Origin of the sequence: Haloarcula sp. CBA1115, from assembly GCF_000827835.1 — an archaeon.
Classification (GTDB): Archaea; Halobacteriota; Halobacteria; order Halobacteriales; family Haloarculaceae; genus Haloarcula; species Haloarcula hispanica.
Genome location: NZ_CP010529.1, coordinates 3391070 through 3414460, shown reverse-complemented (window position 1 = coordinate 3414460; position 23391 = coordinate 3391070). Strand labels below are relative to the sequence as shown.

Here is a 23391-nt window from a genome sequence, read left to right as displayed (position 1 = left end):
CCACGAGATTAAGTATTCCGCTTGGCGAGAACGTTCGCTATCTCGACGTATTTTGCCGCTGCCCGGTCCGATTCCAGCGGCTTCGACACCGACGGAACGTGAACCGTCTCTGGGCAGGACAGCAGTCGGGATGGGTCTACGGACCCGTCGCTGCCGACGAGGACCGTGAGCACGGGCGGTGCATCGAGCGCACGGGCCATCGCCGCGGTTTTGGCTGTATCGGTGAGGCTCTGGCGGGTTGGTGCGCTCACGAGCACCGTCCTGTCAGCCGCCCGCAGTGGCCGGGCGGCGTCCGGGCCAGCGCCGGCCGGACAGTCGAGTACCACCGGGCGATCACGTTGGGGCAGTGTGCCGATGGCATTGTCGACAGCGGCTTCGGTTGCGTCCTGACAGGGGAGTACGTCGACGTTCTCGACGGCCGTGGCGCGCTTGGCAACCGTGGTCGGCTCAGCCGAGACCGTGATATCAGCGATTCCGGGCGTCGGATCGACGCCAGCGCGGCGGTGGAGGTTCGGCATGTCGCGGTCGGTGTCCACGACTAGCGACCGTCTGGTCGGCGTCCCCAGTGCCTGACCGACTCCGAGGGCGATGGTCGTTTTGCCACAGCCACCCTTGCCGCCAGCGATTGCGAGCATACTGCGGATGGTCCGCCTATCGGTTTTGAACCCTTGTGTTGGAGTCGAGAACATTGACAACCGAACTGGGCCGAAGGGACTGGCTTACGTCGGTTGGCCGTTGCCTACTTTTAATCGGTCGTTATATCCTGCACTCCCCTGGCCGTAGCAAGTCTACGCTTTCGGTGGCGATGGTCCCGACAGTCGACCCGTTCGAGCCTGTCCTGCATGGGTCTTGATAACTGGTGTGTAACAATAACTGGGACACCACTACTGGGGACATGGGTAGTAAACCGAACACGGCCCTTCAGCGATACAGCATTCGTACCCCGCCCGAGCCACTCGCTATCGGTCGATGTTAGCCCAGCCATAACAATAGCGATACACCCGAACGGCTGGGACATGAATCTACATCACGAGCGCATCGAAGCCTCGCCGCCGGCGAGCACGATGAGCTTCTGTCTCACGACCGACCTCACTGGGAACGGTCGACCGGACGTCATCGTCGGGGCGCTCGGCGACGAGCACGAGGTCCAGTTCCCGCTGGTCGATACGTCAGTCGACTTGCTGTCCGTGTTCGGCATGGGGCCGCTGGCCCGCTGGCTCCAGACGAACGTGTTCTGGTACGAAAACCCCGGCTGGGAGCGCCACGATGTCGCCAGCGCACCCGAACTCTCCGTCGGTGGCTCGCTTGGCGATATAACGGGGAACGGCCGCCCGGACATGGTCGCCGGCCAGAACATTCACCAGCACAAGCTGTGGTGGTTCGAAATACCGGACAACCCGCGAAAGCAGTGGACGCGCCGGCTCATCACCGACGACTTCGAGAAGTATCACGACACCGCCGTGGCGGACGTGGACGGCGACGGACAGAACGAGGTCGTCGGGCTGTCTCAGGAGTCCGAAACGGTATTCTACTATGACATCCCCGATGACCCGACGCGTGAACCGTGGCCGGTGGCGAACCGACACGTTGTCGCCGAGGATATCGACGTCGAGGGCGTCGCTGTCGAGGACGTCGACGGCGATGGCGAGGTCGAAATCGTCGCCGGCCCCAACGTCTTCCATCGGACGGCCGATGGGTGGGACCGGGAGCCCATCGCCGAGGACTGGCAGTGTACCCGCGTCGCTATCGAGGACGTCGACGGCGATGGGGACCTGGAAATAATTCTCGTCGAGGGCGACGAACCGTATCTCGACGACCGCCCGGCCAGGCTGGGCGTGTTCGACCCGCCCGAGTGGGATCTGACGCTGCTGCACGACGACCTCTCGAACCCGCACAGCCTCGACGTAGCGGACTTCGACGGCGACGGCAATCCCGACATCTTCGTCGCGGAAATGGGGCTAGAGGACGGACACGAACCGCGACAGTTCGTGTTCCACAACGACGGGGCGGGGAACTTCGAGCAGAAAGAACTGGGAACCGGCATCCCCACCCACGAAGCGAAGGTCGTCGACCTCGATGGCGACGGTCTCCCCGACATCGTCGGCAAGGCATACACCGAGCCCCGCGTCGACGTCTGGCAGAGCAATCCCTGACTAGTTTCCTGTCCTTCTATTTCGGCCGCTAGGATCTTTCAGACCCCGTTTTCGAAGCCAGTGCCGATGCTCCCGAAGCCGAACCTGACGATGTAAGTGACCGTTCAATTCCCGTGTCGGGGGATTCAAGACCGTCCGGAGCGCGGTATCGAGTGAAATGCGGCACGACCACATCATCAGCGCGAAACAGCTCTCGCGGGGCGACATCGAGACGGTGCTCGACCACGCGGCCGACATCGCTGCTGACCCGGGAGCGTTCGCGGACCGGCACAGCGACACGCTGCTTGGCCTCCTCTTTTTCGAGCCGAGCACCCGGACGAAGATGAGCTTCACAACGGCGATGAAACGCCTCGGCGGCGACATCGTCGACATGGGCTCCGTCGAGTCCTCCAGCGTGAAGAAAGGCGAGTCACTGGCAGATACCGTCCGCGTCGTCGAGGGGTACACCGACGCGCTCGTGCTCCGGCACCCCATGGAGGGCTCCGCGAAGATGGCGAGCGAGTTCGTCGACGTGCCGCTCGTCAACGCCGGCGACGGGGCCGGTCAGCACCCGACACAGACGCTACTCGACCTCTACACGATCCGTGAGAACGCGGGCTTTGAGGACCTGACTATCGGCATCATGGGCGACCTGAAGTACGGTCGGACGGTCCACTCGCTGGCCCACGCGCTCACGACCGTCGACGCCAGGCAGCACTTCATCAGCCCCGAGTCGCTCCAGCTTCCGCGGTCGGTCCGGTACGACCTCCACGAGGCCGGCGCGGGCATCCGCGAGCACACCGATCTCGACGAGATTCTCCCCGACCTGGACGTGCTCTACGTGACACGTATCCAGGCCGAGCGGTTCCCCGACGAGAGCGAGTACCGCGAAGTCGCCGGCCAGTACCAGATCGACGCCGACACGCTGGACGCGGCCAAGGACGACCTGACCGTGATGCACCCGCTCCCGCGCGTCGACGAGATCGCCCACGACGTCGACGAGACCACCCACGCACAGTACTTCCAACAGGCCCACAACGGCGTCCCCGTACGGATGGCGCTGCTCGACCTGATGCTCGGAGGCGACCAATGAGCGACAACGACCAGCAACTCCGCGTCTCGAAGATCCAGAACGGCACCGTCATCGACCACATCGCGGGCGGCCAGGCGCTGAACGTCCTCGCGATCTTGGGTATCGACGGGACCAGCGGCGACTCCGTCTCCGTCGCGATGAACATGCCTTCCGACCGTCTGGGGCACAAAGATGTCGTCAAAGTCGAGGGCCGCGAACTCTCCCAGGACGAGGTCGATGTGCTCTCGCTCATCGCCCCCGCGGCGACGATCAACATCATCCGTGACTACGATGTTGTCGAGAAGCGCCGCGTCGAGCGGCCGTCGGTCGTCGAGGGCGTCCTCGAATGCCCGAACCACAACTGCATCACGACCGAAGCCGAACCCGTCGACTCGCGCTTTGCCGTCGGCGACGACGGCGTCCGCTGTGAGTACTGCGATACGATCATCCGTGACGACCTGCCGGCACACATCCTCGCGGAGTAAGCCGACCCTGCCGCCGTCTGGCTACTGTAACCAGATGCTCGCAAACGAGTCGAAGTAGTCTTCGCCGGTATCGACCAGTACGTGATCCGCACCCAGTGCCGTAACGCGGTTTGACACCGAGTCGATGTGGGCGTCGAGCCGCGACTGGTACGTTTCGGCCAGCGAGCCGCTGAAATACGACCGGCGTTTCTCGTCGCTCTCGGGGTCGGCGAACAGCACGTCACCGACGACGCCGGGGTCCCGTTCCTCCGGGGCGACCACGCGGACGAGCAACACGTCGGCGTCATTGCGTGCGAGCGCGGCGACGCCCGACTCGAGTTCCTCGGGGTCGGCCAGACAGTCGCTGAAGACGACGACGAGCGAGCGCGACCGAATGCGTTCGGCGTACGCTTCCAGCGCGGATTCGAAATCGGCCGTCCCGCCGGGCGTCATCTCGTTCAACTGGTCGATGAGCGAGAGGAGTTCGCCGCGGTTCGACTGGCCGGTATCGATCCGGTTCACCCGGTCGCGGAACGTGCAGAACTGGAAGTCGTTGTTTTCCTCCGCGGTAAGGTAGGCGAAGCCGAGCCCGAGTTTGGCGGCGTACTCGAACTTGTGACTCGTCGCGTCGCCGTAGTCCATCGACGCGCTCGTGTCGACGAGCAGGTGGACGGTCAGGCTCCGCTCTTCCTCGTACTGTTTGATGAAGTATTCCTCCGTCCGGGCGAACAGCTTCCAGTCGATTCGTCGCGTGTCGTCCCCCGGCGAGTACCGCCGATAGTCGCTGAACGTGAGCCCCTCGCCGACCCGCGGGGACTGCTGGTCGCCCTGCCGAATCGAGGTCGTCTGGCGGTTCAGCGCGGCGGTAAACCGGCCGAGTTCGTCCAGAAAATCCGGTTCGATAGTCACGGCTGTCCCTCCCACGGGTCCGCCCGCCAGATTGCGTGCGTCGGGTGGCTCATCCCAGCAAGTCCGCGATGAGGTCGTCTGCCGTCCGGCCCTCGCGCTCGGCCCGGAAGTCCACGATAATCCGGTGCCGGAGGACGGGCGCGGCCAGCGCCTCGATATCCTCGCCAGTGACGTGCGAGCGGCCGTGGAGGAACGCCCGCGCCTTCGCCGTCTGGACGAGCGCCATGCTTGCCCGTGGGCTGGCCCCGAACTCGATGTCGTCGGCTTCACGCGTCCGGCGCACGAGCTGGACTGCCCGGTCGCGCAGGTCGTCGGCGATGGGCATCTCGCGGACCAGTTGCTGGATCTCCTGAATCTCCGGGCGGGTCAGCGAGCGTTCGACGGGGACCTGTTCTGCCCCGGCGGTGTACATGTCGACGATGGTCCGCTCCTCGTCGTAGTCGGGGTAGTCGACCAGCAGCTTCAGCATGAAGCGGTCGGTCTGGGCCTCCGGGAGCGCGTAGGTCCCCGACTGGTCGATGGGGTTCTGGGTCGCCAGGATAAAAAATGGGCGCGGCAGTTCGTAGGTCTCGCCAGCGGCGGTCACCTGCTTCTCCTGCATCGCCTCCAGCAGGGCGGCCTGTGTCTTCGGCGTCGCCCGGTTGATCTCGTCGGCCAGCACGACGTTGGCGAACACCGGCCCTTTCTCGAAGACGAACTCGCGGCCGCTGTCGGTCTCGCGGATGATCTCGGTCCCCGTGATGTCGGAGGGCATCAGGTCGGGCGTGTTCTGAATCCGGGAGAACTGGAGGTCGGTCACCTCCGCGACGGTCCGGACCATCGTCGTCTTCCCCAGTCCCGGGTTCGATTCGAGCAGGGCGTTGCCGTCGGCCAGGATACAGATGAGCAGTTGCTCCAGTACCTCCTCCTGACCGACGATCCGCGTGCCGATCTGTTCGCGTGCGTTCGCGATCTTCTGCTGTAGTTCGTCGATGTCGTGCTCTGAGCTCATGGGTCGGTGTCCTCGTCGTCCGTGTCTTGCTCTCGAATCCTGAGATTGTACTCGCGGATGAGGTCCGCGTCCTCGACGTCTTCCTGGCCGGCGAACCCGGCCTGCTGGCTGTCGACTGTGCCACTTCCACTTCCCGGCCCCCCGGTGTCCGACGACGACGGGAACGACTGGCTCCGGTCGATTTCCTCGTCGCCGCCCGTCGAATCAATCTCGGCGGTGAGGTTCTCGTCGCCCGCCTGCACGTCCTCGCTGTCGCCGAGTATCGCGTCGCCGTCTTCGAGCCCCTCGTACTCGCTGGGCCGGTCGTTCGGCGACTCCGTCTCGACCGGGTCGCGGTCGAGTAGGCCGATGTCGACGACGGCCACCTGCACTGTCGCCAGGCTCAGCAGGATAACGACGATAAGCGTGCCGAGCAGCCGCCGGCTATCGACGAGCGCGACGCTCGAACTCCGTTTCAGACTCGCAAGCACGTCTTCGTAGAGCCGGGCCGCCATCCGCGTTTCGGCCCCGTCCTCGACCGCGTCCCGCGCCGTTCGGAGCGCGTCGGTGACGTTCGCGTTCGCCGCCTCGAACTGCTCGACGAGTGGCTGTCGGACCCGGGACAGATACTCGCCGACGAACCAGAGCGCGCCGACGACAATGCCGACGACTGCGCCCGTCGGGAACGATAGCGCAGGTATCGAGCGGCCGACAGCCGCCCCGACCGGGTCCGTCACCGCCGTCGGAACTGACAGCTGTGTCGGGAGTGCAGTCGGCGAGAGGACAGTCAGGAAGATGTTCACCAGGAGAAAGACCAACACCGCGTCGACGATGGCGTAGATGAACGCCGCCTTCTTGCCCTCGCGTCTGACCTCGGCGATGGCGTCGGCCATGCGTTCGCGTGCCTGTGCCCGTCCGTTTTCAGGCGGCTCTTCGTCGCCGTTTTCTCCGGTATCTGTGTCGGGGTCGTCCATTAGTAGTCCTCGCAGGTCGGGTCCGGTGTCTCCATCCTGTTACAGATGGTCTCGATATCGTCTCTCAGCGCTTCGTTCTGATTTTCGAGTTCATTGATTTCGCTTTCGAGGGTGTCGATCCGCGATTCCAGGCTGTCGATATCGTCCTGCAGGTCGGATACCTGCCCCTTCAGTTCGTTGCGTTCGTCCTCTAACTCCTCGTTTTCGGCCTCCAGATCGCCGATTGTCGTTTCGAGGTCATCGACTTCGTCCTCGAGAGTGTCGCGCTCGTCCCGAAGGTCGTCGACTGTCCCCTCCAGTTCATCGACGCGGCCCTCGCTCTGGCGGAGCGACTGCCGGGTCTCTGCCAACTGACTCTGCGTGGCGTTCAACTGCTCCTCTGTCTGGTTCAGGTTGGTCGCGACCTGATCGACATCCTCCGACCGCGTCTCCAGTCGCTCTTGGAGTTCCTCGACACGGGTCTGTGTGGATTCCAGTTTATTTCTGGTGTCGTCCAGGTTCCCCCGAAGTTCGGCGTTTTCCTGTCTGAGCTCCTGATTCTGCGAGCGAAGCTCGCTCGCGGAGTCCTGGTACAGCACCGTCGTTCCGCCGGTGCCGACCATCGAGAGGACGACGAACACCACGAGCCCGAGGTTGATCCGGCGGCCGATTGCGCTCACGGGAGACCACTCTCCAGGGAGGTGCGACCGCGGTACACTTGAACACGCCGGGCGACCACCTCGCCGGTGAACAGCAGGAGCGCGCCGAGCAAGGCGAGCCAGTCCCAGGTGTTCCGAACGGTCCGGACCCGGGTGGACTTCTGGCGCGCCTCTCTGGCTATCTGTTCGCCCTGGGCCGGGCTGAAGGTCTGCCCGCCCGTCGTTTCGACGAGCGCATCGAGGCTGTCACTCGGACCGAAGGCTCCGTACTCAACGGGGTAGTTCGCCGCGTACTCGGTGTCGAGTGCGGTCTGATACCCCGCCTCCCGAGGCGTGAACTCGCCGCGATACCGGCCGTCGCCGATCTGGCGGAAGGAGATGTTCGCCGCCTCCGGGCGGCTATCGCCCTGGTAGGTCAGCGTCGTTGGACGCCCCACACGAGCATCGCTGACCGCTGTGACGCCGGTCTGCGTGCGCATGGGGTCACCCACCGCGTAGTTGACGGACTTCGTGACGACCAGCGAGTCCGGCCGGTCGAGCAGGCCGCCCATCGTGTTGTCCGAATCGTAGGCGGTGATCGAGACTACGCGGCCCAGCCCGAACCGCCAGGAGGCGATGGCCGGCTTCCCGTCCGCGGTGGCGACTTGGTAGTCGGCCCCGGGCTTGACCCGGACGTTGTTCGCCTGGCCGGGGTTCGCAGTCAGCTCGACGCCGGCGGTGATGAACGTGTCCTCCGTGACGATTGTGAGGTTCTCCCCCTCGTAGCGCCGCGAGGAGCCGCCAAAGAGGAGTCGGAGCCGCTCGGTCTCGTCGGCGGCGAAGTACGAGCCGCCAGACTCGCTTGCGATCTGGCGCATCGTCGCGACGCCGACTCGCTTGCCGACACCGACCGAGACGACGCGGGTCCCTTCGCGGCCCAGTTGGTTGGCAACGGCCGCCGGCGGGCCGAGCCGGTCCTGGCCGTCACTGAGGAGGATGATCGTCCCTTCGCGGTCGCCAAGCAGTTCGTCGGCCCCCTGAAGCCCGACGGCGATATCCGTCGCGCCACCGCTTTCCAGCCGTCGTATCTTGTCGGCAGTCTCCGCCCGGTTCTGCCCGAGCGCTTGCATCTCCGAGACGCGATATGCGTTGTGGTTGAACGCGACGACGCCGACCTGGTTCTCGTCGCCGAGCTGGTCGAGCACGTCCAGGGCGACGGCTTTCTGTATCGAGAGGCCGCCCTCGGCGCTACCGGACACGTCGACGAGGATGACGATGTTCGACTCGCCTCCCGTCGCGTTCCCTACTCGGACAGGGAGCATCGAGGCCACTGATGACGTTTCGTAGCCGCCGTTCTCGTAGGCGTTGTCACCGCCCGCGACGACGAGCCCGCCGCCGTTGATGACGAAGTCCTGCAGCGCGGTGGCGTTCCCGATATTGCCCGACGGTGTGTCTTGCATGACGACGGCGGCGTAGTCGTCGAGGTCCGCCGGGACCGACGAGGCCGTCGAAACGTTGTACAGCGAGTCGAGGTAGTTCCGCAGGGGATACTCGCCCTGTGAGACGTACAGCACGTCGGGCTGTTCGACGACGCGGACGCTCTTGTAGAACACGTCGTTTCGCGCGTACTCGTCGTCGCCGGACAGCGTCGCAGTCACGCGGTGTGACCCGATTTCCTCGAACGTGTGGTCGACGGTGAGCGTGCCGTCCGGCCGGAGTTCTCCTTCAGTCACGCTCTCACCGTCGATAGTCACTTCGACGGGCACGGGCTCGAGGACGCTCACGCCCTGCATCGAGACGGTATACTGTGACTGGACGCCGCGGCTCACCGTCGACGGCCCCGCTATCGCCACGGCTCGCTCAGTGCGTGGCGACTGCGGGGTGACGCTGTGGACGGTCGCGTTGAGCCCGGCGGCGTCCTCGCCGGCCGTCGCCAGGCTCCGGCCCTCCGTGACGCGGCCGTCGGAGACGACGACGACCGTCCCGTTCGCTTGGAGATTTGCCGCCACGCCGTCGCCGATCCGCGAGTTCGACCCGCTGCCGATGGTCGCCCGTGTCACCGGGACGCCCTCGCTCTCGATATCCTGTACCAGCTCGTCGGTCGTGTTCGGATAGATACCCATACTCGCGGATTCGTCTGTCAGCAGTGTCACGCCCGGTTCACCCGGCGTCTCGCGGGTCTGAACGGTGTACGGTTCCATCGCGCCGAGGACGAGCAGGCAGACGATGAGCACGCGGCTGGCAAGCAGGAGCCGGCGGCTCCGGTTCGAGGCCGACCGCGGCCCACCGTCGCCACGCCGGACGAGATACGCGAGGAGGCCGACAGCGACCGGTAGGACGAGCAGCGGCCACAGGTGCTCGACGCCGACGGTGAGTCCCTCCCTGAGGGTGTAGGACACCGCCATCAGAGGTCACCCCGTCGGCGCAGATAGCCGACCTCGGCCAGCGCAAGTATCAGCCCGCCCAGCGCGAAGTACTCGGTCAGCGGCTGTGGCACCGACCGCTGTTCGGTCCGGGTCAGGTTCCCGGCCGTTCCGGAGCGCTGGTCGAGCGCTCCGACGTTGGTGTTTGACTCGCCCTCGTCCAGCAGCGAGGCGCTCACCTGCCGGCTCTCGCTTCGGTAGAGCCCGGCTCGCTGGAGCGGGACCGAGTTCCCGGAGACGGGGCCGGCCGGCCCCTCGACGGTGGTGTTACCGAACCGGACGGTCTCACCGGTCTCGTGGTTCAGCGCCGGGAGTTGTTCCCTGTCCGCCAGATAATACACCGCCCGCTTCCAGAACACGGGGTACTGGTAGTTGAACTTGAAGCTGGACCGGTCCTCGATGTAGCCGTAGTACATCACGCGGCCGCCGTTCCGATCCTCGGTCGCGATGAGCGGCGTCCCGTCCCCCAGTTGCACCTGGGCCGACCCGGAGCGCAGCGACCCGGAGATGTACTCGTCCGGTGGCTGGAAGTCGATGCCGCGGGTGAGCTGTGTCTGTGCCGTCTGGCCCACTGTCGCGCCCGCCCGGGTCTCGCCGGGCTCGATGAGGAGGAGGTCCCGGTACCGCTGTGGGAGGTCGTCCTGTGCCAGTACCGCCACGCCGCCACCGTCTTCGACCAGTTCGCGCCCGCTTTCGACGTTGCCGGGCAACAGTGAACTCTGGTCGACGTTGCTGTACAGGATGACGTCGTAGTTCTTCTGAATGGTCGTCGGCGGCTGGCTGACCGTCACGTTCACCCGGTCGACGACCGACAGCGCGGTGGTCAGGTACCGGTTCCGGTCGTTTGTCAGCACCAGTACGTCGACAGCCGCGTCCGCCGGTGCGGCGACGTAGACGCTGTCGTCAGTCGCGAAACTGTCGCCCGGGCTGAGCCGGGCCTCGCTCCCGCCGGCCGGGACCGGCATCGTCACCGAGCCAACGTCGTCGGGTCCGAGCTGCAGTTCTCGCTGGGTGTTGCCGAGCCGAACGGTCCGGGTGACGGTCGAGTCGCCGTAGTTTTTCACCGACAGCGTCACCGCCGAGCCGGAGAACCGGCGGTTGATGAAGCCGACGTTCGCGTCGCCCCCACCGTCGAACTGCTGGAGGTCGACGGAGAGGCCGCGCCCGCGCGCTGAGGTGACTGCAGTGGTCCACTCCTCGCCCGCGAAGTCGCTCAGGACGACGATTCTGGCGTTCTCACCGGCGAGCGAGGCCGCCTGCGAGATAGCGCCGCTGAGCGCTCCCGGCGCGTCCGTCGGGCTGAGCCCATCCAGCGTCCCCTGCGCTGCCGTCGGCGTACCACGCTGGAGCACGACCTCGCCGCCGTTGGTCGTCGTGACGACGGAGGTCGTTCCTGTTACTTCTTCTTGGGCGGCCGCAACGGCCCGCTGGAAGCGTGTCTGACCGTCGGCGTCGGTCCGCATGGACGCGCTGGTGTCCACGACGATGACCGTCTCCTCGACCGTCGCCCGCTCGGAGACGGTGACGTACGGCGTCGCCAGTCCGACCGCGAGCACCAGCACGACCAGTACCTGCAACAGCAGGAGGAGGCTCCGCGAGATCCGTTCGAGAAACGGCGTCGCTGACTGCTGGCGTTCTCCGGCGACGAGAAACTGGTACGTCGGCAGCGTGAGTTCCTGCGGGTCCGGTCGGATGAGATACAGCACCACTATCGGCACCGCCAGGAGGAGAGCCGCCAGTCCCAGGGGGGCAAGCAAAACGTCCGAGAGGACCATTGTCTGTGTATCAGGCGGAGGCGGCATTTATCTTGTGAATATAGTGACACCACCGTGCGGGCACCTGACGGCGGTGTCTCTCGGCCGACTCATCGCCGGCTATGGCCCAGCACAGCAGTACAGGCGGTTATTTTCGATCCTCCGATAGCAGACGAACGCTGTCACCGACGCAATGAGTGACGCCGCCGCGGCTTCGGGAGGCTCCATTCTCCACATAGAAGAACAGGTAGAATACGCCCGCAGTCTGCGGATTTCGGCGGCGATGACAAAACCCATTTAACCGCAGATAGTCGAGTGACAATCAGAATGGGACAATCCGAGAGCGGGCCTACAGGGGCGACATCGGGGACCGCGAAAGAACGAACCCTCAAGGTTCTGTTCGAAATTGAACTGCCCGATGACTGTTCGTGCCCCCTTTCGGATCCGGATGCAGACATCGAGAACGCTCAGAACCAGATCGACGACGGCGTCTGTCACGCCGAGGTGACTGTCACCGACGAGGCCGGTACCGAGCGGGTTCTCCACTCGACAAATCAGGTCGGGGACGCCTGTCTCTGTCTCGCCTTTAGCGAGGTCGGGTGTGTTCCACGAACCCAGCGCGTAGACGGTGACTCGCTTTTCATCGAGACGTACGTCTCAGACCGAAGCGTCATCAGCGAGCTAGTCGACCAGTTGGAATCGGCCGCGAAACGAGTGCGTCTGCGACGGCTGACATCCCGACAGGACGACGCGACCGAGTCGGAGCCCACTACAGTCGACCTCGCCTGTCTCACGACAAAACAGCGGGAAGCAGCGATACTCGCAGTGGACGAAGGGTACTATCAGACGCCCCGACAGACGACCCTCGACGAACTCGCGGCCACGCTCGACATCTCGAAATCCGCACTCTCTCAACGCCTGAACGCCGTCGAATCGAAACTCGCGACGGCCGCCTTCGACCCGTAGACTCGCCTTTTCGGGCTGGACGCACTGGCAGAGACTCCCGGTGACACTCCCGCCCGTATTTAAACCCCTTCACAATACAGCGCTCTCCCTACCGAGTTTCGAGGGTAATCGGTAACTAGAGCCATGAATGACCCACAGCAGCCGCGGTTGACGCCGATTGATGAGTGGGAAGACGAAGCAGCAGCGATGCTTGACGGCGTCGAGTACGACACTGATCTGGGGCTACGGATGGCTCGGGATGCGATTCGTGTCTCGAACGGAGAACTGAGCGACGCCGAATTCCACGAGAAGTATCACGAGGAGCTACTGGCAGAGTTCGGTGAAGACGAGCGGCCGACCAAACCTGAGGGATTCGACGATGACTGACGACGACGGCGTTTACCGACGTGACGTACTGAAAGCCAGCGGAGCGGCTGCTGCCCTCGGTCTTGGCGGGGGCGAGTTCTTCCAGACGCTGGTCGAAAGCGGAGACGGAACCGGGCCGTCCAACCGTGACTCCGGTATCGAGAGCTACGTCGGGCAAAACGAGGTCATCCAGACCGTCTGCTCGCCGAACTGTCGCGGGAAGTGCCCCATCGACGTCCACGTCCGCGACGGCCAGGTGAAGAAGGTCGAGCCACATCCGCCGGAAGACGAGCAGTACAAGCGGGCCTGTGTGCTCGGCCTCTCACACACCCAGCGTGTGTACGACCCGACGAGACTGAAGTACCCGATGAAGCGCACAGACTGGTCGCCCGACGAGCCAAACCCCGACGGACGCGGCCCGGATGCCGAGTTCGAGCGCGTCTCCTGGGACGAGGCACTCGACCTCGTCGCCGACAAGATGCAGTCGCTGAAAGCAGCCCACGGCGCGGAGAGCGTCCTCTTCCACGCGGGGTCGGGGAACTACGGCCAGTCCAGCACGGCGTTCAATCGACTGGCCTCTCTGTTCGGTTCGACCCAGTCTGCCTGGGGCATCGACGCCAACGTCGGTCGCGGATTCAACCGGGTCACTGGGACCGGCTTCTTCCTTCCGTCGACGAACGAGGCCGAGGACTGGGAGAACGCGAACACCATCATCGTCTGGGGGTCGGACCTCTTCGCCAGCCAGTTCCAGATGGACGCCTCGAAGGTTCTCGACGCCGTCGAGAGCGGGGCGAAGCTCGTTGTGGTTGACCCGGTGTACACGACGACAGCGTCGAAAGCCGACCTGTGGCTCCCGGTCAAACCCGGGAAAGACGTGCATCTCGCCCTTGCGATGATGCACACTGTCTTCGAGGACGAGACGTACGACGAGGACTTCCTCCGGAAACGGACGACCGCGCCGGCGCTAATCCGCACGGACACCGGGGAGTTGCTCAAGGCGAGCGACGTCTTCGAAGACGGCGGCGAGAACCAGGTCGTCGCCGTCGAACAGGGCAGTACGACGCCGGTCGAACTCGAACCGGAGACCGGTGGCCCGTATGCGCTCTTTGGGGAGTACACCGTCGACGGCATCGAATGCGAGACGGCACTGACCAGACTCCGTGACCATGTGGCCGACTACGCGCCATCGAAAGTCGCGGCGAAGACCGGTGTCGACGCGGAAAACATCCGCACTGCAGTCCGATGGCTGGCGACTCGCGGCCCCGGTGGCATCGCCCCCAGCTACGCGATCGGGCGGTACAAACACGGGCACATCTTCGGCCAGACCTACGCGATGCTCATGGCACTGACCGGTGACTACGGTCGGCACGGAAACATCCACGCCCATCACTCCGGCGGGGCGACGCTCAGTACCGGTGGCTGGAGCGCGCCGGAGGACGCTGACCCCGGACCGTCGCTGTTCTTCCCCGAATACCCAGACGCGATACTCGACGGTGACCCGCACAAGGTCAGGGCCGTCTACTCGATCGAGTCGAACATGATGGGCAACCAGTTCCCGGACCGGCAGCGGTTCAGAGAGGCCATCAGGAGCCTTGAGATGTACGTGGTCGCGGATATGCACCACACGGATACGGTCCAGCACGCGGACATCATCCTCCCGGTTCCACACTGGTTCGAACAGGAGGATATCACGTCCAGCTGGGGGTCCCATCCACACATCAGCTACCGACACAAGGTACAGGAACCGCTGTGGGAGGCCAGAGACGACTACTACGCGATCCGCGGGCTCGCGGAGCGGCTCGGCTTTGGCGACCGGTTCCCGGAGACGAAACGCGAAATGCTCCGGGAACTCGCCGACCGAGACGACGATATCGACTTCGACACGCTGTTCGAGCAGGGAACACAGAAGAAAGAGAGCGTCCCCATCGTCAAGTACACCGATGCGTTCCCCACCGACACGGGGCGAATCAAGATGTACGACGACGACGCCCCGAGCGAGGAGGGCGTGACGTTCGACCTCCCGCGGCCACTCGAAGACCGGACAGCCGACGACTACGAGAAGGCCGACGAGTACCCGCTGATGTTCATGCAGAAGCACAGTCGGTTCCGCATCCACTCGCAGTACGAGATGCTGAACTGGGTGCGTGAGGTCAACCCCGAACCACAGCTGGACATCCATCCGTCGGATGCGAAGGCTCGCGGCATCGAGGACGGCGAGTACGTCCGGGTGCACAACGACCGCGGCGAGATGATCGTGAAGGCGAAGTACAACGAGGCGTTCCAGCCGGGGCTGGTAAACACTGACCAGGGATGGTGGTCACGCGACTACGTCGCGGGCCACCACAACGACCTCACGCACAACGAGGTCAGCGAGGTCGGCCAGACGATGGCGTTCTACGACGTCCGTGTCGAAGTCGAACCGGCCCCCGATGACGTCGATACGGACAAGTACGAAGCCGATAACCCGCGCGGGGCCGGTGCCGACGCACCGCGCGCAGGAGGTGACTAACAATGACGAACTACGGCCTAGTAATCGACCAGGAGCGGTGTATCGGCTGTCAGGCATGCGCAGTGTCGTGTAAACAGGAGAACAACGTCCCGATGGGGCAGTTCTGGAACCGCGTCCTGACGGAGGGCGGCGACAAGATTGACACCCCGTCCGGTGGCTATCCCGAAGACGGCGGCAGTGGCTCGCTGGACATGGAGTACCAGCCGACGGCGTGCCAACACTGCGAAAACGCGCCCTGTGTGAAGGTCTGTCCGGTCAACGCGACGTACACCCGGGACGACGGGATCGTCGAGATCGACTACGACAAGTGCATCGGCTGTCGCTACTGCATGGCGGCCTGCCCGTACAACGCACGGGTGTTCAACTGGGACGAACCCGAGCAGATGCCCGAGGAGGGGACGGGCGACGTTGCCGCCCGTCCACAGGGCGTCGTCGAGAAGTGTACGTTCTGTAGCCACCGCGTCGACGAGGGACTCGACCCGGCCTGTGTCGTCAACTGTCCGGCCGACGCACGCATCTTCGGCGACCTCGACGACGAGGGGAGTACCGTCTCGAAGTACATCAACGAGTACGAGACGGACCAGCTCCTCGAAGACCGCGGGACGAACCCGAAGACGCACTATATCAGCGGCGAGATGAGTCCCGGCCGGCCGCAAACGTCGGATAAAATGGAGAGCGAACTCGACGATGTTTCTCCGTGGTCCGATGGAGCCGAGGACGTGCCGTCTGACGCCGACGGAAGCGACAGTAGCGACTCGGGTGGGAGCCCCCACTCCATCGAGGGTGATGCTGCTCCACACGTCCCGGCAGTGGGGTCCGGAGGTGATGACTGATGGCCGCTGACTCGTCACGGATCGCAATCCCGGCCTTCGGGACGAAAGGACGGCTGTGGCTCGGTCTGCTCGCAGCCCTCATGGTCGCTGGACTGGCAGCCTGGGGCTACCAACTCACCACGGGGCTGGTCGCCACGGGGATGCGCAACGTCTTCTCGTGGGGACTGTACATCATGATGTTCGTCCTGTTCGTCGGGCTGTCTGCCGGGGGACTCATCATCTCCAGTGCTCCGAAGTTCTTCCATTCACACCGCTACGAGGGGTTCGCACGGCTCGGCGTGCTGGTCAGCCTCGCCTGTATCACCGTCGCAGGCCTGCTCATCCTCCCAGACATCGGGCGGCCCGAGCGACTCTACCAGTTTTTCACCTCGCCGGACTTCCGCTCGCCGATGGTGTGGGACTTCGGTATCGTCATCCTCTATGGCGTGCTAAACCTCTGGTATCTGTGGCTGCTGACCCGCCGCGACCTGGCCGCTCGCGGGTCGCGACTCGCACTGGGTGTTGCTGATACCGACGCTGGACGCGAGCGTGACCGCACGCTCATGTTCTGGACGGCAGCACTCGCTCTCCCGACCGCGGTCGCACTCCACTCGGTGACCGGGTGGATTTTCGCGACGCAGATCGGTCGGGGCGACTGGTTCAGCCCCCTCGTCGCACCGGTGTTCATCGCCAAGGCGCTCGTCTCCGGGCTCGGGCTGTTGCTGGTCGTGTCGGTACTCGCAGACCGGCTCACCAACTACGAGGTCGACCGCGAGGAACTCACGAGTCTCGGGAAGATACTCGGCATCTTCCTCGCGCTTCACGTAGTGTACTTGCTCGCGGCCGAGCGACTGCCCCACGCCTGGGCGAACCACTTCGAGTTCTGGGCCATCACCAGTAGCTTTCTCATCGGCGAGTCCGTCTACTTCTGGCTCTGGACAGTCGTCGGCGGGGCGGTCCCGCTTGTCATGCTGATGATTCCATCGCTCCGGAAGCGCGTGTCGGTCATCTTCACCGCGAGCCTCCTCGCGGTATTCGGCACGATGTTCGAAGGGATCCGGCTGGTGTTCACGGGGTACGAAGTCGCTAACATCGCCCTCCCACCGGGTATCTCGACCGGTGGTGAGTATGCCGGCATCACGACGGACATCTGGGCGACTGCGGGGGCCTACACCCCGACGCTGGTCGAAGTGGCTGTCACCCTCGGTATCGTCGCCTTCGGCGCACTCATCGTCACGCTCGGCCTGAAATACGTGCCGATTCAGCGAGTCGAGAGACCCGAATCGTACGCGACTGACGGCGGTCGACAGGAGCGACAATGACCAGACAGACTGACGCTCCCGCCAAGCGTGAGCGGGCATCCGAGCGCGGCACAGACAGCGACGGATTCCGCTCGGATGTCGCGGCGACCTACGCCGTCCTCGCCGAATGCTGGCGGGAACCGACCGAACAGCTGGTCGAAGCCGTCGAGACCGGAGAGCTGGTCCCGGTGGTCGGCGACGTCGGCTCGGTTGACCTTCGCCGTCTCAACGCCGAGTACACCCGGCTGTTCATCGGGCCGGACGGGCCACCGTGTCCACCCTACGAGAGCGTCTATCGCGACGGGGACGACCCGGACGAACTCGGCCCGGTCAAGGGGCCAGCCACGATGGCTGTCGTACGCTGGTACCGGGAGTTCGGCGTCCAGCCCGCGGCCGACCATCCGGACCTCCCGGACCACATTGCGACCGAACTGGAGTTCGCCGCCTATCTGGCAGAAGCGGGCTTCGACGAACGGCTTGCCCAGTTCCGTACGGAGCACCTCGATGCGTGGGCTGACGAGTTCCTCGGGCACGTCGAGGCAGAGACACGCGAAGCGTTCTACGCGTCACTGGCGGCGACGACCCGGGAGGTGCTCGGTCAGTAGGGGATCTGCGGGGCACTGATCGGGTTCGTCGCGGCGGCCGACTTCCCCTCACCCATTTTCGCGGTCAATACGCGTTCAGAGTCGTGTGCGCCGTCAGCGACCAGTATCGCGACGAGTACGAGAGACAGCTCTCACAGGCGGTCCCACAGTCGGTCACAGCGACGAAGCCCAGCGGATGCAGGGGAGCGGGGCATGACAGACGGGAACCCGGAGCTGCGGCGTGGTTCTACTGTGTGTCGCGTCGTTCCCACGCCTGGACCGTCGGGAGCGACCACCCGCGACCGATGCCCAGCCCTCGGGCCAACAGCACCGCGAGCGCGCACCCGGCCGATGCCGCACCGGCCGCCGCGCCCAGCTGTGCCAGCGCCCAGAAGGCGAGGCCGCCGATGACGGCACAGGACGCGTAGAAGTCCTCGCGGAGGATGAACGGCGTCCGGCCCAGCAGCAGGTCCGATATCGCCCCGCCGCCGGCCGCGTTGACCGTCGCCAGCGCGACGACGGCAAACACCGGGAGGCCGGCCTGATGGCCCAGCAGCGCTCCGGTGGTCGTGAACGCCGCCAGCCCGATGGCGTCGGCCGTCAGGACGACCGGATGCTGGTGGCCGTCGTCGAGGAAATGCACGAACAGAACAGCGGCGGTGACACCAAGGAGTGATAGGGCGACCTCGCCGGGCGACTGCAGGGAGTTCGGAACGCGGTTCAACAGCAGGTCCCGCGTCGTCCCGCCACCCAGTGCCGTCATCACGCCGACGACCGTGACGCCGAACACGTCGTAGCGCTCCTCGACAGCCTTCGCCGCGCCGACGAACGCGAACCCGACCAGCCCGATAGCGTTCATCACCGCAAACGGGTCGGTCACGCTCCCCCTCCGGCCCGCTGGGGCACGGCGCATGAGCGACCCCGAGCGAGTCGACCCGCTGTCACGAGTTTCGCGGTCATTATGCTACTACTACGGGTGCGGACAATTAGGCCTTTAGTCCTGCCCGCGAGGTATGTCCCCGGCTATCACTGTCGACTGCCAGCGACCGTACTCACGGCTTGACCGTCTCCAGTACCCAGTCGGACGGTGTCGCTCGGCGGACCTCGAACGGGTCGAAGGCTTCTCGCGGGGCCTCCGCGAGTCGGCCCAGGAACTGCCCGACTGGCGTCGGGTCGCGGTCGCTGACGAGGACGAACGACTCGTCGCTGTCCAGTGCGGTGAACTGCTCTCGAACCAGATCCTTGCGTTCCTGTGGCGGCAGGCCCCGGATATCGGCGGTCGGGTCGACGCCCACCTCGCCGGCGGTGTCGAGGGCGTCGGACACGGCGTCGCCCAAATCGCTGACCGCGCTGGGCATGTCGCCGGGTGCTGGCGTCCCCTGCAGGTCGTGCGAGAACGGGAGGTCGGCCAGCACCTCGGCATCGAGGTCCGAAAGCGCGTCGCCCGTGAACAGATCGTTCGGTTCGCCACAGCAGTCACAGACGTACTCTGCCATGTTGACGACGGTTCCCAGGACCGGCACGTCGTTGTCGCGGAACAGTTCGACCGTCCGGCTGGTGTCGCTGACGCTGGCGTGAAACGGCGTCGTCACGACGACTACGCCGTCGACGGGGACCTCCTGTAGCGTCGTCAGCACCACGTCACCGGTTCCGGGGGGCAGGTCAAGCACCAGTATCTCGTCGTTGCGCCATGCGGTGTTCTCGAAGAGGTCCTCAAGCGCGTCGTGGGCCATCGCCCCGCGCCAGGCCAGCGGCGCGCCGCTTTCCATCAGGCCGACGCTCATCACGTCCATGTCGCCCGCCCGGACCGGGAGCGGGTCGCCCTCCTCGCTGGAGTGGACCGGGCCGCTCACCTCCAGCAGTTCGGGACGTTCGGCCCGTGGATGTCGGCGTCGAACAGCGCCACGTCGTTATCGGCGGCCAGCGCACAGGCGAGATGCGTGGCCACCGTCGACTTGCCGACGCCCCCTTTGGCGCTGGCGACGGCCACGACGTGGTCGAAGGACTCGACACCGGCCTGCCCCTCGCTCGATGGCGTCGTCCGTTCGACGTGGACGCTGTCGACACCGTCCACGTCGTCGACCGCGTGGAGCATCGCTTGGACGACCTGTGTGCTCGTCTGCCCGTCCAGCGCGGTCAGGTCGGCTTCGATTGTCACGTCGCCGTCGGCCGCGTCGATGTGCTCGACGAAGCCCGCGTCGAACACGGAGAGGTCGGCGTTCGGGTCGCGCACGTCTCGCAGTGCGGCTTCGATGCGGTCGGTCAGTGTGGTGGGCGTTCCGTCAGTCATCGTCAGAGGTCGGGCATCCGATTGAGTCTGTCTTCACCGGGCAGCAGTCGGGCGTCGTTCTCCAGCGCACCACCGAACTGCCGCCGGAACCGTCCGGGGTCCACGTCGAGCGACCGCTCGGCGGTCTGGCGGACCACGGTGGCCGGGTCGTCGGTGAGTTCCTGCAGTCGCTCGCGGGCGCGGTCCTCGTCGACGCCGCCGAGCATGTGGGCGGCCCACTCGCGGACCCGCTCGCTGTTGTCGCGGCTCTGCTCCAGCAGCAAGTCGGCCATTTCCTCCCCACGGAGTTTGAATAGCGAGATGGCCGCGTTGCGCCGGACCGCGTGGTGGTCGTCGTCGATTGCGGCCGCGATATCGTCCTCGTGAGCCTCGCGGTCGACGTTGTCGAGCGTGACGACGGCTTCCGCCCGGACCCACGGGTCGGGGTCGTCGAGCAGTTCCACCGCCACCGCTGCGGCCCGCTCGCCGCCGTGGGCCGTCAGCGCCTCGACGGCGAACTGGCGTACGTCGCTGTCGTCGTCGGTCGTTGCGGCGCGGGCCAGTGCCGCCACGATTTCGTCAGTGGACGCGCGGTCTTTGAGTTCGAGGGCGGCGCGCCGGCGGTCGGTCTTCGCGCCGTGTTCGATGTCGGACAGCAGCGACGCCACCGCGTCGTCCTCGACGGGTTCGGTGTCGCTGGCGGCCAACTCTTCGGGTGTCGCCTCGCCGATGGTCACGTCCTCGCGGGATACTTCGATGTCTTCGAGCGCTTCGATGTCGGTGTGCAGGCCCGGACTGCGCTCGGGGTCGAGTTGGGGGTCCGGGTCCTCTTCGAGGTGCTTCTCGAACTCGTCGTCGTCGTGACAGCCCGTCATCGCTGGCCCTCCTGTGCGGTGAGGACGGCGATGCCGAGCGCGAACGGGAGCGCACGCGGGAGCGACGCCGGGACGCCCGCGAACGCGACCAGCGCGACGCCGGCGAGCAGCGACCATCGCCGCGTTCGGCTAGCCGCGCTGGCCGCCGTCACCGCACCGGCAGCGGCCAGTGCAACGACCGGCAGGCTCGTGCCGACGACGCCGGTTCCTGTGAGCGTGACCGCGCCGGTGACGAACGGGACGGCGCGACCGACACCGAAGACGACGGCGAAGGCGGCGAGTCCGCCGATCACCGCGCCCCAGTCCGCCGTCGACAGCGAGCGCCAGTCCGCCGCGGCGAACGCCGGCGTCGACGCGATCCCGAGCAGCGCCACAGTCGAGGCAACCGGACGGTGGTCCGTCCAGCCGCCGACGCCGCTGGCCAGCCCGATGCTCAGCGCCGCGACGAGCAGGGCGACCGCGGCGGCCGAAACGAGGTCCAGCCGCCGACCCGAGACAGCAGCGACGGTCGCCGTCCCGAGGACGATTGCGGCGGCCGCCGGCAGTGCCGCCGCGCTACTGAGCAGTGACAGCAGGCCGAACACGCCGACGAACAGCAGCCCGATGCCGGTGAGCGGGTCGGCGTCGGTGACGGCGACGGCGATAGCCGCGGCGGCGACGACGGCCGTGGACACGCCTGTCGCCAGGCCGGGCGAGACCGGAACGCCAGCGTATCCGGGCGCGTTGACGAACAGGACGGCGAGGTATCGAGCAGCGACCGCGACGGCCGCAGCGCCGACTGCCAGGTTCGCCAGCGAGTGGCTCCCGCCGTGCAGCAGCGGTCTGACTCGTTGTTGTAGCGCCGCCGTCATCGCTGGTCCTCCAGCCGTGCCGCGAGGTCGTTGCGGTCGGCCCGGACGAACGCCTCCAGCAGTTCGCCGAAGCCGCCGTAGATATCGGTTCCCGGTTCGTCGGCGAGCCGGTCCGCGACGCCTGCGGCCGCGTGGCCGAGGTGCCGGTCGTGGAAGTCCAGCCGGGCGATTGCGGCGTCCTCGCCGACGGCGGCTTCACGGCGGGCCAGATAGCCCGCGAACTCCAGCTCGTAGGTCAGCGCGTCGTGGTTGTCCCGCTCGTCCTGGTCGATTTCGAGGCCGTAGTGGCTGTAGGCCCGCGAGAGGTCGAGGTTCACGTCGTTCCAGGAGTGGTCCGGCCGGTATTTGGACTCGTACAGCGGGACCGGCGGCCCCTCCGCCTCCAGCGAGCCGTCGGTCCGGTCCGTGTACTCGCTGTAACCGAGTTCGAAGATGTCATTGTAGCGGGCCGCGAGCGTCTCGTAGTCGTCGTCGGTGGTGAGCGACGGGACGGACACGGCAAGGCCCGTCCGGTCGAGACACGCTCGCAAATCGGCTTCCAGCGTCCCGTCGGCCGCCGCGCTGTGGAACGACTCCTCGGGGTACTCGAACGCCTTGGCGAGCGTGGCGTACACCGCACCCCGGGCGGCGGCGTCCTCGTCGAGGTCGTCCATGGGGTCGGTTGGCGTGGTCGCCATCACTCGGCCCCCCGCGTGCGGTAGATGCCGAAGCTGGTGACGCCGACGACGGCGACGATGGCAATGCCGGCGACGGTCCACAGCAGCGTCTCGTAGGGCGGGCCCTGCGGGCCGCCGCTGAACGGGTAGTAGTGCCACTCGCTGACCGCTTTCTGGCCGGACCGCTCGCCGTTAGAGCCGTTCCAGACGGCGAAGGCCACGTCGAGATCACCGTCAGTCCGCAGGTCGGTCCGGTTCTCGCTCGGGGCGTCAAGCTGGCGCGAGTAGACCACCGTCCAAGTGGCGTTGCCGCCAGTGCCGCTGTGACTCGCGTTCGCCTGCACGGTTGGGTTCTCGAACGCTGTCGTCGAGCCAGCGCCGCCGGCCAGCAGTTCCTGGGTTCCGGTCGCTCCGCTCCAGTACCAGACGTTGACCCGGTTGTCCGGGCCGCCCATCGCTATCGGCGGCCGGGAGCTCGTGTTCGTCGGGAACTGGACCGCGACCGCGTCGGCGAACTCACGCGTGGCGCTAGCGTTCATGTCCTGTGTCGCGTCGTGCCACTCCAGCCGGACGTACAGTCGCTCATCAGTGCGAGCCGCCTGCACGTCGACTGTCTCGACGGACGTGTCGTCGGCGTTCGGGACGCTACTCGGGGCGCTCGCAAGCGGTACGTCCGAGGCCGGGACTTCTTCCCAGCCGTCGGCGTTCGGTTCGGCGAGGTCGGCCGTCGATACCTCGGAAACCGGGATTTCGTGTGCTGGCCGGGCGCTCACCATCGGCGCGGCCACCGTCGAGACGACGATGAGCGCCGAAAGCACCGCCGTGAGTGTGAGCGTGCGTCGGTGGTCAGTCATCGTTGACCACCCCCTGAGCACGCTCAGGGGCGGCCAACTGGGACCGCTCGCGGG

At 65.9% G+C, this 23391-nt stretch carries 21 protein-coding genes and 1 pseudogene; 9 read left to right on the top strand and 13 right to left on the bottom strand.

Annotation, left to right across the window (positions count from 1 at the left end; translation table 11 throughout):
- Nucleotides 1–8: 8 nt before the first annotated feature.
- Nucleotides 9–635 carry an AAA family ATPase gene (locus SG26_RS16980; protein ID WP_014040619.1) on the bottom strand — a complete coding sequence of 209 codons (627 nt, stop codon included), beginning with the start codon at nucleotides 633–635 and terminating at the stop codon, nucleotides 9–11.
- 381 nt (nucleotides 636–1016) lie between these two features.
- On the opposite strand from SG26_RS16980, the gene SG26_RS16975 reads away from it, so the two are divergent.
- The 3 genes from SG26_RS16975 (at nucleotide 1017) to pyrI (ending at nucleotide 3689) form a co-directional block, all read left to right on the top strand.
- Nucleotides 1017–2153 carry a VCBS repeat-containing protein gene (locus SG26_RS16975; protein ID WP_014040618.1) on the top strand — a complete coding sequence of 379 codons (1137 nt, stop codon included), beginning with the start codon at nucleotides 1017–1019 and terminating at the stop codon, nucleotides 2151–2153.
- A gap of 157 nt (nucleotides 2154–2310) precedes the next feature.
- Nucleotides 2311–3225, top strand: coding sequence for an aspartate carbamoyltransferase (gene pyrB / locus SG26_RS16970; RefSeq protein ID WP_008308746.1), 915 nt, complete (start codon nucleotides 2311–2313; stop codon nucleotides 3223–3225).
- A complete protein-coding gene (pyrI, locus tag SG26_RS16965; RefSeq protein WP_008308747.1) occupies nucleotides 3222–3689 on the top strand; it encodes an aspartate carbamoyltransferase regulatory subunit in 468 nt (155 codons plus the stop codon). The genes pyrB and pyrI overlap by 4 nt, the downstream gene beginning before the upstream one ends.
- Before the next feature lie 21 nt (nucleotides 3690–3710).
- Here pyrI and SG26_RS16960 read toward each other — a convergent pair whose 3' ends face one another.
- The 6 genes from SG26_RS16960 to SG26_RS16935 are packed head-to-tail and all read right to left on the bottom strand — an operon-like array spanning nucleotide 3711 to nucleotide 11336.
- Entirely contained in the window at nucleotides 3711–4577 is an 867-nt protein-coding gene (locus SG26_RS16960; protein ID WP_050038305.1) for a DUF58 domain-containing protein, read from the bottom strand.
- A gap of 49 nt (nucleotides 4578–4626) precedes the next feature.
- Nucleotides 4627–5568, bottom strand: a complete 942-nt coding sequence (locus tag SG26_RS16955; RefSeq protein ID WP_014040616.1) for a MoxR family ATPase — start codon at nucleotides 5566–5568, stop codon at nucleotides 4627–4629.
- Complete coding sequence (locus SG26_RS16950; protein WP_050038208.1) at nucleotides 5565–6521, bottom strand: hypothetical protein; 957 nt, start codon at nucleotides 6519–6521, stop codon at nucleotides 5565–5567. The genes SG26_RS16955 and SG26_RS16950 overlap by 4 nt, the downstream gene beginning before the upstream one ends.
- The gene (locus SG26_RS16945) at nucleotides 6521–7180 is read right to left on the bottom strand and encodes a chromosome partition protein (protein ID WP_014040614.1); all 660 of its coding nucleotides are present in this window, start codon (nucleotides 7178–7180) and stop codon (nucleotides 6521–6523) included. Before SG26_RS16945 ends, SG26_RS16950 begins: the two co-directional genes overlap by 1 nt.
- The gene (locus tag SG26_RS16940) at nucleotides 7177–9543 is read right to left on the bottom strand and encodes a VWA domain-containing protein (RefSeq protein ID WP_050038207.1); all 2367 of its coding nucleotides are present in this window, start codon (nucleotides 9541–9543) and stop codon (nucleotides 7177–7179) included. Before SG26_RS16940 ends, SG26_RS16945 begins: the two co-directional genes overlap by 4 nt.
- A complete protein-coding gene (locus SG26_RS16935; RefSeq protein ID WP_050038206.1) occupies nucleotides 9543–11336 on the bottom strand; it encodes a VWA domain-containing protein in 1794 nt (597 codons plus the stop codon). The genes SG26_RS16940 and SG26_RS16935 overlap by 1 nt, the downstream gene beginning before the upstream one ends.
- Nucleotides 11337–11642: 306 nt before the next feature.
- On the opposite strand from SG26_RS16935, the gene SG26_RS16930 reads away from it, so the two are divergent.
- From SG26_RS16930 to SG26_RS16905, 6 genes are all read left to right on the top strand, one after another.
- Complete coding sequence (locus SG26_RS16930) at nucleotides 11643–12281, top strand: helix-turn-helix domain-containing protein (RefSeq protein WP_014040611.1); 639 nt, start codon at nucleotides 11643–11645, stop codon at nucleotides 12279–12281.
- Nucleotides 12282–12404: 123 nt separating this feature from the next.
- On the top strand, nucleotides 12405–12647 hold the full coding sequence (locus tag SG26_RS16925; protein ID WP_008308761.1) for a 4Fe-4S ferredoxin N-terminal domain-containing protein: 243 nt from the start codon (nucleotides 12405–12407) through the stop codon (nucleotides 12645–12647).
- A complete protein-coding gene (locus SG26_RS16920) occupies nucleotides 12640–15135 on the top strand; it encodes a molybdopterin-dependent oxidoreductase (protein WP_050038205.1) in 2496 nt (831 codons plus the stop codon). Before SG26_RS16925 ends, SG26_RS16920 begins: the two co-directional genes overlap by 8 nt.
- Nucleotides 15136–15137: 2 nt before the next feature.
- On the top strand, nucleotides 15138–15968 hold the full coding sequence (gene dsrO / locus SG26_RS16915; protein ID WP_050038204.1) for a sulfate reduction electron transfer complex DsrMKJOP subunit DsrO: 831 nt from the start codon (nucleotides 15138–15140) through the stop codon (nucleotides 15966–15968).
- Nucleotides 15968–17269 carry an NrfD/PsrC family molybdoenzyme membrane anchor subunit gene (nrfD, locus tag SG26_RS16910; protein WP_014040608.1) on the top strand — a complete coding sequence of 434 codons (1302 nt, stop codon included), beginning with the start codon at nucleotides 15968–15970 and terminating at the stop codon, nucleotides 17267–17269. The genes dsrO and nrfD overlap by 1 nt, the downstream gene beginning before the upstream one ends.
- Nucleotides 17266–17853, top strand: coding sequence for a molecular chaperone (locus tag SG26_RS16905; RefSeq protein ID WP_014040607.1), 588 nt, complete (start codon nucleotides 17266–17268; stop codon nucleotides 17851–17853). The genes nrfD and SG26_RS16905 overlap by 4 nt, the downstream gene beginning before the upstream one ends.
- Nucleotides 17854–18079: 226 nt before the next feature.
- Here SG26_RS16905 and SG26_RS16900 read toward each other — a convergent pair whose 3' ends face one another.
- From SG26_RS16900 to SG26_RS16875, 6 genes and pseudogenes are all read right to left on the bottom strand, one after another.
- On the bottom strand, nucleotides 18080–18712 hold the full coding sequence (locus SG26_RS16900; protein ID WP_014040606.1) for a trimeric intracellular cation channel family protein: 633 nt from the start codon (nucleotides 18710–18712) through the stop codon (nucleotides 18080–18082).
- A 172-nt stretch (nucleotides 18713–18884) separates the two neighbouring features.
- Nucleotides 18885–20122, bottom strand: a pseudogene (locus tag SG26_RS16895) (P-loop NTPase).
- A 2-nt stretch (nucleotides 20123–20124) separates the two neighbouring features.
- A complete protein-coding gene (locus SG26_RS16890; RefSeq protein WP_050038202.1) occupies nucleotides 20125–20976 on the bottom strand; it encodes a HEAT repeat domain-containing protein in 852 nt (283 codons plus the stop codon).
- Complete coding sequence (locus SG26_RS16885) at nucleotides 20973–21827, bottom strand: hypothetical protein (protein WP_050038201.1); 855 nt, start codon at nucleotides 21825–21827, stop codon at nucleotides 20973–20975. The genes SG26_RS16890 and SG26_RS16885 overlap by 4 nt, the downstream gene beginning before the upstream one ends.
- Entirely contained in the window at nucleotides 21824–22504 is a 681-nt protein-coding gene (locus SG26_RS16880) for a molecular chaperone TorD family protein (RefSeq protein ID WP_050038200.1), read from the bottom strand. The genes SG26_RS16885 and SG26_RS16880 overlap by 4 nt, the downstream gene beginning before the upstream one ends.
- Complete coding sequence (locus SG26_RS16875) at nucleotides 22504–23337, bottom strand: ethylbenzene dehydrogenase-related protein (RefSeq protein WP_014040601.1); 834 nt, start codon at nucleotides 23335–23337, stop codon at nucleotides 22504–22506. Before SG26_RS16875 ends, SG26_RS16880 begins: the two co-directional genes overlap by 1 nt.
- Between the last annotated feature and the right edge of the window lie 54 nt (nucleotides 23338–23391).

Coding starts and splice junctions, on each gene's coding strand:
- SG26_RS16980 (WP_014040619.1), bottom strand. CDS start 635: ATGCTCGCAATCGCTGGCGGCAAGGGTGGCTGTGGCAAAACGACCATC.
- SG26_RS16975 (WP_014040618.1), top strand. CDS start 1,017: ATGAATCTACATCACGAGCGCATCGAAGCCTCGCCGCCGGCGAGCACG.
- pyrB (WP_008308746.1), top strand. CDS start 2,311: ATGCGGCACGACCACATCATCAGCGCGAAACAGCTCTCGCGGGGCGAC.
- pyrI (WP_008308747.1), top strand. CDS start 3,222: ATGAGCGACAACGACCAGCAACTCCGCGTCTCGAAGATCCAGAACGGC.
- SG26_RS16955 (WP_014040616.1), bottom strand. CDS start 5,568: ATGAGCTCAGAGCACGACATCGACGAACTACAGCAGAAGATCGCGAAC.
- SG26_RS16950 (WP_050038208.1), bottom strand. CDS start 6,521: ATGGACGACCCCGACACAGATACCGGAGAAAACGGCGACGAAGAGCCG.
- SG26_RS16940 (WP_050038207.1), bottom strand. CDS start 9,543: ATGGCGGTGTCCTACACCCTCAGGGAGGGACTCACCGTCGGCGTCGAG.
- SG26_RS16935 (WP_050038206.1), bottom strand. CDS start 11,336: ATGGTCCTCTCGGACGTTTTGCTTGCCCCCCTGGGACTGGCGGCTCTC.
- SG26_RS16930 (WP_014040611.1), top strand. CDS start 11,643: ATGGGACAATCCGAGAGCGGGCCTACAGGGGCGACATCGGGGACCGCG.
- SG26_RS16925 (WP_008308761.1), top strand. CDS start 12,405: ATGAATGACCCACAGCAGCCGCGGTTGACGCCGATTGATGAGTGGGAA.
- SG26_RS16920 (WP_050038205.1), top strand. CDS start 12,640: ATGACTGACGACGACGGCGTTTACCGACGTGACGTACTGAAAGCCAGC.
- dsrO (WP_050038204.1), top strand. CDS start 15,138: ATGACGAACTACGGCCTAGTAATCGACCAGGAGCGGTGTATCGGCTGT.
- nrfD (WP_014040608.1), top strand. CDS start 15,968: ATGGCCGCTGACTCGTCACGGATCGCAATCCCGGCCTTCGGGACGAAA.
- SG26_RS16905 (WP_014040607.1), top strand. CDS start 17,266: ATGACCAGACAGACTGACGCTCCCGCCAAGCGTGAGCGGGCATCCGAG.
- SG26_RS16890 (WP_050038202.1), bottom strand. CDS start 20,976: ATGACGGGCTGTCACGACGACGACGAGTTCGAGAAGCACCTCGAAGAG.
- SG26_RS16885 (WP_050038201.1), bottom strand. CDS start 21,827: ATGACGGCGGCGCTACAACAACGAGTCAGACCGCTGCTGCACGGCGGG.
- SG26_RS16880 (WP_050038200.1), bottom strand. CDS start 22,504: ATGGCGACCACGCCAACCGACCCCATGGACGACCTCGACGAGGACGCC.
- SG26_RS16875 (WP_014040601.1), bottom strand. CDS start 23,337: ATGACTGACCACCGACGCACGCTCACACTCACGGCGGTGCTTTCGGCG.